The organism is Lysobacter sp. GCM10012299, assembly GCF_042649405.1.
In the GTDB taxonomy this organism is placed as follows: domain Bacteria; phylum Pseudomonadota; class Gammaproteobacteria; order Xanthomonadales; family Xanthomonadaceae; genus Lysobacter_J.
In genome coordinates this window covers 105,076-117,168 of the sequence record NZ_JBHRZC010000003.1, presented here as the reverse complement: position 1 = coordinate 117,168, position 12,093 = coordinate 105,076, and the positions used below count along the sequence as shown (strand labels likewise).

Below are 12,093 nucleotides of genomic sequence, written 5' to 3'. Positions count from 1 at the left end.
GCCTGGACGATGCCGACGTGGCCGCCTGCGCTGGCGCCCGATGCCACCCTGCGGGCCAAACTGCGTGCGCTAGATCGCACGGGGAGCATGCGCCGGGGCGTGCCGCTGCGATGCGTGCGGGCCTGTTTGGCTTTGTGTGAATTGCCCGGATGTGGTGAAGGCCTGCCCCTGGTGCTGGCAGTGCAAGGCCGGGGGCAGGTGCCACGCCCGACTTGACGCTCAAGGTGTACCCCACACCCCAATGGGTCCCTTCTGGGCTTTCCGATACGGGGGATGCCGACGGTCGGAGGTGCTTACAGAGTAGACGTCCCCCTAGGGGGGGGGCGCCTTTCGCTGCGCTACCGGTCGCCCCTGGGAGTTCAGACGTGCCGCAGCGTCATCAAACGAAGGGCGACATGGTGTCTTGAAGTGCGGGGGGCACTCCAGCCGTCAATAAATCACAAAAGACAATTCCACTATCGAAATGAGATTCATCTTATTGGATGCGACTCACTTCCGGGGGAGGCTCAAGTCGGCCCGCGTTCTGGGGACGAACACACTTACCTACATGGAGTTGAACAGATGCGTGAGTTGACCCTGCAAGAAACTGGCAGCATCGCTGGATGCGGACCGCTTGGCGTTTCCGGTGAGACCTGGGGGTGCGCGGTTGGCGGAGCCATTGGCAGTTCCTTCGGTGGCGGTTGGGGTGGCGCGGCTGGCTGCATCGGTGGTGCAGCGATCGTCAACAACTGGGGCGCCGGCAGTGGCGGTAGCCTTGGCGGCGGTGGTCCAGGGGGCGCGCGATACTTCATCGAAGTGCTCTACAACCTCAATTGACGGAACGAGGGGCCGGCAACTTGCCGGCCCCTTACCCCCATTTTCAAGGGTCAGTGATGAATCGGCTAATTCATAGCGTCATTGTGGGCATAACTATCCTGACTGCGTCTTTCCCACTCAGAGTGTTGGTTCCAGAGGAATGGTTCATCTGTGCACTCGCTGTGGTCGCTTTCCTGACGGCTTGGATCGTGCAGTGGGTGCGCGACAGACCTAGACGGTTGGAATGACTATTGAATGGACGGACGGGGTGCCCGCTCGTTGTTGGCGACTTCCCCATTGGAACAAGTGTGTATGGACTTTGTTCTACAGTCTGAGTCATCCGAATGTGGCCTCGCCTGCGTCGCGATGGTCGCTTCGCACCACGGGAATCGGGTCGGTCTGCGCGAGTTGCGCCGCCGCTATCCACTGTCACTGAAGGGTGCGGGCCTCCAACGGCTGATTGCCATTGGTGGCGAGCTGGGCTTTCAGTGCCGCCCCCTGCGGCTCGACCTAGACGATCTCTCCAAGCTTGCTACGCCCTGCATCCTTCACTGGGATCTAAACCACTATGTCGTCCTGACCAAGGCCGGTCGCGACAAGGTTACGATTCACGACCCCGCCGTCGGTAGGCGAGCTCTCGGCCTAGCCGAGGCATCTGAACATTTCACCGGCGTCGCGCTAGAGCTGACGCCGACTGCCGAGTTCAAGCCGCAGCAGGCGGTTCCGTCCATCTCCGTCCGCCAGCTTACGGGGCGCATCACCGGCCTTTGGCGCTCACTGGCGCTGGTCCTGCTGCTGTCGATGGCGCTGCAGGTCTTCGTGCTGCTTGCGCCATTCTTCATGCAATGGGTTGTGGATCAGGTTCTGATATCGGCCGACCGCGACCTGCTAACAGTGCTTGGGCTAGGATTCAGCTTGGCACTGCTGCTTCAGGTCTCCATTAGCCTGCTGCGCGGTTGGGCTGTGGTGTACCTCTCCACTCGCCTCGGCCTGCAGTGGATGGGCAACGTCTTCACCCATCTACTCAAGCTGCCGCTGGATTTCTTCGAGAAACGTCACCTGGGCGACATCACGTCGCGCATGGGTGCGGTGCAGGCAATCCAGCGAACGCTGACCACCAGCTTCGTCGAAGCGCTAATCGACGGCCTCATGGCAGTGGTGACGCTCGCCATGCTGCTGCTCTATAGCTGGGAGCTCGCGCTGGTCACGTTGCTGGCGGTGGCCCTGTATCTGGGTCTGCGCTGGCTGGCCTATCGCCCGGTGCGCGATGGCACTGAGCAGCAGTTGGTCACTGCCGCCAAACAGCAGAGCCACCTGCTCGAATCCATCCGCGGCATCCAGTCAGTGAAAGTCGCCGGCTGCGAGCCGGCACGGCGTTCGACCTACTTCAGCCTAATGCACGACACCGTCAACAAGGAGGTGGGGCTCGCGAAGCTCAACCTCGGGTTCAGTTCCGCCAGCCAGTTGATCTTTGGGATCGAGCGTATCGCCGTCGTCTGGATCGGAGCAGTTCTCGCGCTACAGAACGTGTTCTCAGTCGGCATGTTGGTTGCCTATCTGGCCTACAAGGATCAGTTCGCCGGTCGGATCAGCGGTTTGATCGACAAGTGGATCGAGTTCCGGATGCTCAAGCTGCATGGCGAGCGGCTCGCAGATATCGTGTTGGCAGCGCCGGAGCGCAACGACAGTCAACCTAAATCGACAGGGGCGTTGATGAGCGCGCGATTGGAAGTGAACGGCCTAGGTTTTCGCTATTCAGACGGCGAGCCGTGGGTGCTGAAGGACTGCAGCTTCACGGTGGAAGATGGCGAGTCCGTTGCCATCGTCGGCGTCTCCGGCTGCGGGAAGACTACCCTGGTCAAGCTGATGTTGGGCTTGCTGACGCCCACGCGGGGAACGATTTCCTTGGACGGCTGGGAGTTGGGCCGATTGGGCCATCGGCAATACAGCCGGTTAGTCGGCGCCGTCATGCAGGACGATCAGCTGTTCGCCGGCAGCGTGGCTGAGAACATCGCCTTTGGTGACGACAGCTACGACCTGCCGCGTGTTGAGGAGTCCGCCCGGCTTGCGTCCGTCCACGACGAGATCCTGGCGATGCCGATGGGCTACCACAGCCTGATCGGCGACACGGGCACCACGCTGTCGGGTGGGCAGAAGCAGCGGGTAATTTTGGCCCGCGCGCTCTACCGCAGGCCGCGCCTGCTGTTCCTGGACGAAGCGACGAGCCACCTCAATGTGGAACGTGAGCGATTGGTCAACGCGGCTGTGCGCGACCTAAAGGTGACCAAGGTCATCATCGCGCACCGTCCCGAGACCATTGCCAGCGCGGACCGGGTGCTGCTGATGCACGGCGGCCGAATCGTGCAGGAAGTGCGTCCCCATGCCCCGTTGATGGCTGTCGCGGAGGCCACCGCGTGACACATTTGGACAAACACCTTGCTGATCGCGTACCCCACGCCGAATTGCGCGCAGCGCTGGTCCAGTTGGACAAGATGAAAGCGGATAAGGTAGCCCGCACACGTGCCAGCCGCCGAGGTCGGTCGGGACGTCGACGCCTGCAGCTCGCCCTCATCGGGCTAGGTGTCGGCGCCTGGGTTGGCGATGCCGCCTTGGGTCAGCCCTTGCCGGTGGCGGTGGTCTTCGCCTCCGTCGGGCTGGTCATGGCTGCCGTGACCGAAATCCGCGTGGCATTTCGACGATGAGCAGTGATCTGTTCCGCCGCGAGGTGCTGGAAGCCAAGCGCAGCAGTCACCTCGGCCGCATCTCGCTCGCGCAACCGCTGCGTCTGTGGCTGCTGGCCGGGTTCGCGGTGCTGGCTGCGTCGATCATCGTCGGTTTCCTGATTCTGGGCGAATACAGCCGGCGGTCACGGGTCCCTGGACAGCTCGTGCCCAGCCTTGGGCTGTCCACAGTCGTAGCCCCGAATAGCGGTGTGGTCGGACGGTTGTTCCAAGAGGAGGGCGATCAGGTGTGGGCCGGCGCGGCATTGGCCCGGATTGACGTCCCGCGTTCCACCACATCCGGCCAAGACGCGCTCGTGGTGATCCGCGACGGCATGGCCACCCGCGACGCCAGCATGCAACAGCTCGGTGCGTCCCAAGTCGCCCAGCTCGATGCGCAGATTTCAGGGACGACCCGTGAGTTGACAGTGGCCCGTCGCGAACTGGATCAGGTCGAGCAAGCAATCGCCACGCGCCGCGAGCAAGTCCGACTGGGCCGCGACACCGTGGAACGGTACCGCCGCATCGCCGGAGAGAAGTACGTCAGTCAGGTGCAGGTGGATCAGCAGGAACAGGCCATGCTCGGTCTCGTCAACGAGCAGCAGGCACTGGAACGGCAGGCGACCGCGATCCGTCGCGGCCTGGTGCAGATGGAACAGACCCTACGCGAACTGCCGGCGCAACGGGCGGCGCAGCAGGCCACTACCCGCCGCGACCTCGCCCTTCTGAGCCAGGAGCGCGTGCAACAGGAGGCCAGCGGCGAACTGCTGATCAAAGCCCCTGTGTCCGGTCTTGTTGCCAGTCGGCTGATTGAGCCCGGCCAGGCCGTACAGACGGGGCAGCCACTGCTGAGTCTGTTGCCGCAGGGCTCGGACCTGCAGGCGCAACTGCTGGTGCCTAGTCGCGCGATCGGATTCGTTGAGCCGGGCAATACCGTATTACTGCGCTACCAAGCGTTTCCGTACCAGAAGTTCGGGCATCACATGGGGCGAGTCCTGCGCGTCTCACGAAGCGCCATCAATCCCGGCGAGTCGGCGGCGCTCGCGGGCAGCGGGCAAACGAGCGAACCCTATTACCGCGTGTTGGTCGCGCTGGACCGCGAGACCGTGACCGCCTACGGCAGGCCCGAAGCATTGCGCCCAGGAATGGCACTAGAAGCCGATATCGTCGGTGAGCGCCGCCGGCTTTATGAGTGGCTGCTAGAGCCGCTCTACTCTTTGAGAGGCACCGTGGGCACGAGATGAGGACCTCGTTCGCAAGGCGATGGGCGGTCTTTCGGCGGCAGGGGCGGTTCAGAAACTGGCTGCGGGTGCGGCTTGTCATTTCGTTCACTCTGTTTGGCCTCGCCCTCACGTCGCTTCTGGGCGCGGCCCTCGTGCTGATCAAGCGCGACATCGAGGCCGACATGATTTCGGATGTATTGAACCGAAACATTGAGGAGCTTGCGCGGCAGCACTCGCTGCAAGGCGGTGGCACGCCAAGCATCCCGTTCTCACCGATGCGCGGGCGGCTGATTCGGGCCGTAGATATGGAGCGTTTCAAGCTCGACGAGCCTGAGTCGTACGGTCTGGTTGACGGCATGCATGATCGTACGGTGACGCTTCCCGATGGCACGGTCGCGAGCTACAAGCTGGCGGTCCGGAGTAGCCCTAGGGGGCGTCTTTTGCTGGCGTACGACCGGACTCTGGTTGCCGAAGCTGCAGCGAGGTTCAATCGAGCTCTGTTGCTGGCGGTTCTTGGTTTTACGGGCATTTCATTGCTAGTCGGTCTATGGGCGGCTTCGCGAGTCATGCGACCTGTAACCAAGCTAGCAAGGCTCGTGGGACTCGCAAGCCCTGGTACCGCGCCTAGCAATCTGGCGAAAGTCTTCGTGGCAGATGAAGTCGGCCGACTTGCGAGCGCGCTGGACGATTTTTCCGACCGCCTCACCGTGGCAGTGCAGCGGGACAAGGAGTTCAACGCTGACGTAAGCCACGAGTTGCGAACGCCTCTGGCGGTAATCCGAGGCGGTGCTGAACTGATCGGCTCCATCGACATGCACAGCGCCAGCGCGTCACGTGAGCTGACCCGCATCCAGATCGCGGAGCGTTGCTGCGCAAACCTAGTAGAAGCAATGTTGATATTGTCTCGCCGCGAGCGAGTGGGTGGCGTCTCAGATGTTGTGGCAGTTGCTCGCCAAGCGGTCGCCAGTTTCAGTGCATCGGCGGGGCTGCCGGTAGTGTTTTGCGACGAGTCCTCAGGGAGCCTGGAAGCGCAGGGCCCCGTCTCCGTCGTGACCGTGGCAGTTGAGAACCTGATTGGGCACGCCGTAAAGCATGCAGGCATGGGCGGCATAACAGTCCGGATCTCGCCATCGACCTTGAACGTTGAGTATCAGGCCTACCTCATCGTTCGGCAGCAAAGCGCTTCGACTGAATTGAGCACGCGCGCAAGCGACGCGGGATTGTCGGTAGCCAAGCGGTTGTGTGACCTCTATCGCTGGAAGATGTTCGGCGAGCATCAAGGGCGAGAGCACGTCCTGTCTATCGCGTTCGCACCATAGAAGAAGGCGCGGTTTCCCGCGCCTGCTTCCAGTGCGCCTTGCGATTTCTCAGACGGGGCGGAAGTAGCAATGCCAGTTGTCGCGAATGCCGATGGTTGCGTTGCCACCTGGGCTCGAGAAAGGATTGGTCGCGCCACCGGCAACGGCGTTGACCTCGGCGGGGTTCAGCTCACGGATGGTGTTCATCTCAGTGTCATTGGAAGACTTCTGCATGTCTTGCTCCATCGTTCTAGTTGTGGGCGAAGCGCCCGTATCGAGTGGAGCAAGGTGAACGGCACACATCCAGACGATGTATCCGGTGATCGAAGGTGAAACGTCTGGCGATGCGGGCGAAATGCCGACACGCAGGCGATTCGGCGATGCCGCGGCCAGTTGCGCTGGGACCCAACCACTCGCGCAGATAAGTCTCGCCCGATACACGCTGCTGCACATCGCCTTGGGTGTGCATGGTCGGCAGGTCGTAGACACCGATGTAGCCCACCGCGCACCGATACAGGTTCGGCTCCTTGGCCGCGCCCATCAGCGCGGCGTAGCCGCCGTAGCTGGCCCCGTAGATGCAGATGCGCTGGCCATCGGCGACACCCTGCTGGATCACCCAGCGCGTGGCGTCGGTCAGGTTGTCCTGCACCGTTCCACCCCACTGGCGTATGCCGGCCCGGGTGAAGGTCCGGCCGTAGCAATCGGAGCCACGGAAGTTTATTGCAGCGCTGCGTAGCCGGGCTGCGCCAGCATCTGAACCTCGCTTCCGAAACTCCAGTCATCGCACACCCAGAATGGGCCGCCGTGCGGCATCACCCTCATCGGCAGTGACTTGCCGTTCGCTCCCTTAGGCACGGTCAGGTGGCCGTGCAGCGGCAGGCCATCCCGGGCGGTCAATTGGACCGGGCGAATCGCCGCCATCTGTTGGGGGGGCAATCCGCAGGCGCCGACGCCACCGGCCAATAACAACGACGCAAGCATCGCCGCGACCGAGTTCGCGCAGGCCGCCATCGTCGCGGCATTGCAGGGCGCGGAATTTTCGGGCTGATTCACCCAATCGTTTCCAAAATACCGCGTTTTCCGTGGCGACCATCGGCTGGAACGGCGCGCCAATCGATCCGCAGGCGGTGGACTGCTACATCCAGTTGCGCTCGTTGGCGCCATCGGCGTTCGGCACCTGTGTCCAGCACCCGGGTGGCAGCAACAACTGCTTTGAAGGTTCTACTCGCTGGCGGTGGGTTCTGATATGGCCGTGTTCTTCAGTGCCTGGACGAGCGGGTTCTACCACAGCGACCTGCATCCGCGCATGCCGCCCGACGTGGTGGACATCACGGAAGAGAAGCAAGCACAGCTGCTGGCCCCGCAGGGACGAGGGCAAGCTATCGCTGCTGACGAGTACGATCAGCCTCGGGCGATGGAAACGTCGCCGCCGACAACGGAAGAGCTGGCGGGCGAATCGGCAGGCGTTGCGGCAAGTGCCAGATCAGGCCGGGTTCCCGGGTGAGGTGGTTTGGCCGCTGCCACCAGATCTAGTCGGAGCGAGATGGCTTGAGCGAAGGCGACGCAGGCGGCCTCGAACGTGCGCGGGGATCGACCTCTTCACGACGCACCGGGATGTCATGCTGCGCCGTGACGCCGAACTGGGTTTGCATTCCACTCACCTCGAGCACTTGCACCCGAATGTTGCCATCGATCAACAGCGTTTCACCTACGCGCCGGCTAAAGACGAGCATGATGGACCTCCTTTCATCGAAGGGTGGCAAAGCGAAGCGGAACCAGCGTCATGCCTTCACACATGCTGCTGACACCGCGACGGAGGTGATTGGCGTGACGCTCCTCGCGAAAAAAATGTCGGGCGAATTGCACGCTGCGTGACCACCCGGGCTCGGGTTTCTGCATCGGGGAATGCATGAGGCAGGGGTGGTCAACCGGCGGGCTATTTGCGCACGCCAAGTAGCCGCTGTCGATTGGCTTGAGTCCCGCAATCAATGACGAAATGGCTTGCGCTCCAGGGGATTCGTCCCCCGATGTAGGGCCAGAACGCCGGTCGTTGCGCGCGCCACAAGAGGCGATGAGCACGAAGCGCTAACGCTCGGACTGCCGTTTCCTCCCCATCGCTTCCTTCCTCTTCCAGGGCGCGTCGTTGAGTTCGCGCTGGCTGCGTCGTGCGCGCGAGCTTGCGGTGGTGCCGAGTCGCTCGACCGTTCCGCCGCGGGCCAGGAACTGCTCGGCCGTTTCCGGGATCGACGGGCGCACGGGCAACAACTGTGGTGGTGCGATCTTGGGGGGGCTTCGACGGTTCGTCGCCATCTTCTTTGCCTCGCGGTTTGATGGCGTATGGGCAGCCATTCGCGATTCCTTCCTAGTTCGACCTTGCATCAGACTGCACCAAGCGGAACCGCTACGCGAGGCATTCCCGACCCCGTGAATGGACGAAACATCTGCGTGCGCTTGGAGATTCGTTGCCGCGGTGGGCAGGGCGCTGCCCGGCGCTTCGGCTACGACCGTCGACTATCACTACGAGGACGGTTGGTTTGCCGGGGCGCTGTCGCCGCTGGCCTAGGGAAGATGTCGTTTAGTCGAAAGTGGCCTTGGCCGCGATCAAGGGCGAGCACACGCTGGCCGAACTGGCCAAGCGTTTCTGGCGTCCATCCCAATCAGATCTCGCAATGGAAGGCGCAGTGTTTGCCGGTGCCGCGAACGTGTTCGGTCAAGAGGTGCGTCTAGCCGACGCGGGCGGGGAATATTCACTGCGTATCACGGGCTTTTTCCTCTAGTCGAATTCGTCGGCCTCGTGGTCAACTCCCTTCTTGGATCAATCCGGTGCTGCGAAGGCTGGTCGCTGCGCGTGCGCGCGTTGCAGAGTCCGATGGGTGCAGGCGGGTCTACCGCATTCCATGACAGGGACAATCAGAAGAACGGTGCATTCATGACTGCCACTGCGTTGCTTGTCGCCACCTTCACCCTTCACCCAGGTGAGAACTTTCCAATGCGACGAGGTGGGGGCGGGTCATCACCGATTGCGCCGGGGCACACTGGAGCGGCATCAGTTCGGTTGAAGCCCGACCAGGGCGACCGATGAAGGACTCGACTGACGCACTTTTACCACGCCTAGTTGTCGTCTTGTGTCTGTGTCTTGGCGCGGTAATGTCAAGTGCTGCGGCGGAGCGGTCGAAGGTGACCTTCGCGGGCATCGCGTACACCGGCGCCGCCGACCACGCGAAGCGTGCGCTGCCGATCGTCGACACCGAGATGAAGGATCGCCTGCCGGAGATCAATCGGCAGCTGCGAGATGGACTGACTGCCAGGCCGCCGGCGAATTTCGACGTGAATGCCTCGCAGTTGGCGGAACTCGCCGGCTCGTCGAGTGCCATCGTCATGGCAGTTGCCTTGGATCGCGAGACCGCAACGGTCGAGCGCATCGGCGACAAATACAAGGTCCTGTTCGAACTGGCTGGTCAGGTGCTGTTCTTCGACTTCCGCGAAAGGCAGGTCCTCTTCAGCTACCCAGTGACGTTGCAGCACATCACTGCGCTGCCCACATCGCCGACACCAACCGAGAAGGCGGCGATCGCCAACCAGATTGTGTTCGGATCCGGTCCTTCCGACTTGACCGCGGTCGTGGCCGATACGGTGGCCAACCTCGCGCTGCCTGGTTCGTCATCGCGTCGTATCCAACTGGTCGATGTCCGCCTGGCTCCCGCGGTCGGCGGCAAGGTTTCGCAGGCCATGGCCGACTCGGCGCTGATTGGCCACGAGTTCTCGAAAATACTCGCTTCGACTCTGCGCCTGCCCATGCTGCCCCACGCACAGGGCCAGGCCATCGGCGGCGCGATGGCTGCGCGCTTCGCCGACGGCACGGCCTACACGCTGAGGATCCCGGAACCCGACTACCGCATGGTTCTGGACGTGGTCGATTTCCGGCAGAAGACGCTCAGCGAAACACCAGCCGTGCGCCGCCAACTCTATGGCGCCTTCTTCAATCTCCGCGTCGAGGAGCCGCTGTCCTCGACGGTCTACTTCGACCAGCCGCTGCGGCAGGGAAGCACCATCGACATTCCGTCTACCCAGGAGGACGTCGACACGGATGCCGCGTACTACGAAACCCTCATTGCCGGTTTCTCCTCCATGTCCCAGGCCATCAACGGTGGTGCAGCCCCATGGGCGGGCGAGCAGACCGGCGGCCGTGACTTCACCAAGCAACTCAAATCCTTGAAGGAGCTGATCGCGAAATGTCGCTGACGTATTTCTTCCGCGGGGCGCTGTGCGCGCTCGCCATGACGTTCTTTTTCTCCACGCCCTCCTTTGCTCAGGTAGTCAGCAGCAAGGGCATGGCCACCGTCGCTTACACCGGACGCCTCAGCGCAGACGAGCGCCAGGCTGCGATGACCCGGGCCAATCTATCGGCACTGGAGACCTACGTCGCCGAAACGAACCTTGCCAAGGTCAAGGTGCTCGAGGCCCGCCGCGACGAATTCGAGTCCAAGCTGGACCGCCTGATCCTGGGGTCGACGGTGCTCAGCGAAACTCCGGACAAGAAGTCCAAGACCTATACCATCGTGGTGCGCGCCGATATCAACGCCGCGCTGCTGCGTGCCGAACTCGACGGCGGATCCGCCACCGCCATGGCTTCCCAGGCGCAGCGCTCGCTCGTCACGTTGCTGTTCATGGCCCGTATGCAGGACAGCGTGCGGAGCTTCCAGGCCCGTGAATACCGCCGGTTGGATGCCAGCCAGACGTCCACGATAGCTGGCTCCTACGTCGAACGGACCAAGGAAGGCGAGAGCATCGGCGGCTCGAGCATCGGCACCACCGGCTCCAGGCAGGTTGACGGCACTGGCAAGGAATCGACGTCCTTGGTCGTCGAGAACGGCGGCAGCACCACGCAGAAAGCGGACAAGGTCGCCTGGACGGTGACCAACGCCGCCGAGATCAACACAGCCATGACCGGCATCTTCAGCAACGCCGGCTACGAGGTCGTGGAAGCCGAGTTCGCCGAAGGCGAGAGCGGCGGACAGCTCAGCGTGGCGCGGGTACGCAAGGATTTCAGCACCGGCAATGACCTGTCCGCCGACGTCCTGCGCTCCACCGCCGCCGGCGTGCGTAACGCAAGGATTCCATTGCTCGCAGTAGGCACCCTCGATGTCGGTATCCGTGACACCGACCCGGTCACTGGGCTCGTGCGCGTCAACGTGACCGTGACCGGAAAGGTCATGGACGTCACTGGCCGCTTCCCCAAAACCGTGTCCTCGGTCGGTCCGGTGCAGTTCGCCGGCTTGGGAAACACCGAAACCGTTGCTCGCAACAACGCCCTCACCCTGGCGTCCGAGAAGGCCGCCCAGACGATGGTCGACGAACTCAACGTTCGCGCCGTCCGCTGATCCAGCTCATCCAGAAGGAATGACACCATGAACAAATTGACCCTCGCCGTTTCCGCCGCTCTCGTCTTCGTGGGCGCTCCTGTCCATGCCCAGTTCAAGTTGCCGGGAATGGGCGCCAAGCCTGCCGCAGCGGAAGCCAGCGCTACCACGACTCCGCAGAGCGGCGACGTGTTGGTGACCTCGTTCCTGCAGTCGCAGGAGCAGGTGGTGGCCGCGCAGACCACTCTCGCGCGCGCTCTGGGCCTGGACGACCAGGCGACGCGGGCGCAGGCCGAGGCAAAGCGACTGTCGTCGGGCCAGTTGGACCAGGAGGACGGCCTGAAGAAGCACCGCCAACTTTCGGAGGCCCTTCAGGTCGATCTCGTCGCGACGATGGAGGCGCAGCCGGCCCTGACCGCCGAAGCCCGCGCCACGTTCGCCACTGGCCTGGTCGAATACCTGAAGGCCGTTGTCGGCGCACGCGACCTGCTGGCGCAGGCGAAGAGCTACACCGCTTCGGTTGGCGCCAATCCGATGGCGCTGGTGGGCAAGGGGGCGTCGGTGTTGTGGGTGGGCAAGCAAATCCCAGGGTACGTGACCGCCTTGGCCACCACGTCGAAGGCGCTGCTGGACTACGCCAAGCGCAACAACATCGAGACGCCGGCGAACGCTACCGCTGCGCTCGACGGCCTCTGAT

10 protein-coding genes and 3 pseudogenes are annotated in these 12,093 nt (G+C 63.0%); 9 read left to right on the top strand and 4 right to left on the bottom strand.

Annotation, left to right across the window (positions count from 1 at the left end):
- Positions 1 to 561 precede the first annotated feature (561 nt).
- The 4 genes from ACFOPO_RS08550 (at position 562) to ACFOPO_RS08535 (ending at position 6,057) form a co-directional block, all read left to right on the top strand.
- Positions 562 to 816, top strand: coding sequence for a hypothetical protein (locus ACFOPO_RS08550; RefSeq protein WP_386702769.1), 255 nt, complete (start codon positions 562 to 564; stop codon positions 814 to 816).
- Positions 817 to 1,107: 291 nt separating this feature from the next.
- On the top strand, positions 1,108 to 3,213 hold the full coding sequence (locus tag ACFOPO_RS08545) for a peptidase domain-containing ABC transporter (protein ID WP_386702768.1): 2,106 nt from the start codon (positions 1,108 to 1,110) through the stop codon (positions 3,211 to 3,213).
- Positions 3,214 to 3,493: 280 nt separating this feature from the next.
- A complete protein-coding gene (locus ACFOPO_RS08540) occupies positions 3,494 to 4,759 on the top strand; it encodes an HlyD family secretion protein (RefSeq protein ID WP_386702767.1) in 1,266 nt (421 codons plus the stop codon).
- On the top strand, positions 4,756 to 6,057 hold the full coding sequence (locus ACFOPO_RS08535) for a sensor histidine kinase (RefSeq protein ID WP_386702766.1): 1,302 nt from the start codon (positions 4,756 to 4,758) through the stop codon (positions 6,055 to 6,057). Before ACFOPO_RS08540 ends, ACFOPO_RS08535 begins: the two co-directional genes overlap by 4 nt.
- Before the next feature lie 48 nt (positions 6,058 to 6,105).
- Here ACFOPO_RS08535 and ACFOPO_RS08530 read toward each other — a convergent pair whose 3' ends face one another.
- Positions 6,106 to 6,270: a hypothetical protein gene (locus tag ACFOPO_RS08530; protein ID WP_386703318.1), complete on the bottom strand. Its 165-nt coding sequence runs from the start codon at positions 6,268 to 6,270 to the stop codon at positions 6,106 to 6,108.
- Between the two features lie 132 nt (positions 6,271 to 6,402).
- Positions 6,403 to 6,936: pseudogene (locus ACFOPO_RS08525) on the bottom strand (alpha/beta hydrolase family protein); the annotation flags it as partial.
- A gap of 182 nt (positions 6,937 to 7,118) precedes the next feature.
- Between ACFOPO_RS08525 and ACFOPO_RS08520 the strand changes: the two are divergent.
- A pseudogene (locus tag ACFOPO_RS08520) lies at positions 7,119 to 7,517 on the top strand (hypothetical protein); the annotation flags it as partial.
- A gap of 48 nt (positions 7,518 to 7,565) precedes the next feature.
- On the opposite strand, the gene ACFOPO_RS08515 reads toward ACFOPO_RS08520, so the two are convergent.
- Both ACFOPO_RS08515 and ACFOPO_RS08510 read right to left on the bottom strand, forming a co-directional pair.
- Complete coding sequence (locus ACFOPO_RS08515; RefSeq protein ID WP_386702765.1) at positions 7,566 to 7,769, bottom strand: carbon storage regulator; 204 nt, start codon at positions 7,767 to 7,769, stop codon at positions 7,566 to 7,568.
- 352 nt (positions 7,770 to 8,121) lie between these two features.
- Positions 8,122 to 8,385 carry a hypothetical protein gene (locus tag ACFOPO_RS08510; protein ID WP_386702764.1) on the bottom strand — a complete coding sequence of 88 codons (264 nt, stop codon included), beginning with the start codon at positions 8,383 to 8,385 and terminating at the stop codon, positions 8,122 to 8,124.
- A 236-nt stretch (positions 8,386 to 8,621) separates the two neighbouring features.
- Between ACFOPO_RS08510 and ACFOPO_RS08505 the strand changes: the two are divergent.
- The 4 genes and pseudogenes from ACFOPO_RS08505 to ACFOPO_RS08490 form a co-directional block, all read left to right on the top strand.
- Positions 8,622 to 8,768 (top strand): annotated as a pseudogene (locus ACFOPO_RS08505) (transposase); the annotation flags it as partial.
- Positions 8,769 to 9,213: 445 nt separating this feature from the next.
- Complete coding sequence (locus ACFOPO_RS08500; protein ID WP_386702763.1) at positions 9,214 to 10,278, top strand: hypothetical protein; 1,065 nt, start codon at positions 9,214 to 9,216, stop codon at positions 10,276 to 10,278.
- Complete coding sequence (locus tag ACFOPO_RS08495) at positions 10,269 to 11,417, top strand: hypothetical protein (RefSeq protein ID WP_386702762.1); 1,149 nt, start codon at positions 10,269 to 10,271, stop codon at positions 11,415 to 11,417. The genes ACFOPO_RS08500 and ACFOPO_RS08495 overlap by 10 nt, the downstream gene beginning before the upstream one ends.
- A gap of 27 nt (positions 11,418 to 11,444) precedes the next feature.
- Positions 11,445 to 12,092: a hypothetical protein gene (locus ACFOPO_RS08490; protein ID WP_386702760.1), complete on the top strand. Its 648-nt coding sequence runs from the start codon at positions 11,445 to 11,447 to the stop codon at positions 12,090 to 12,092.
- Position 12,093: the final 1 nt, after the last annotated feature.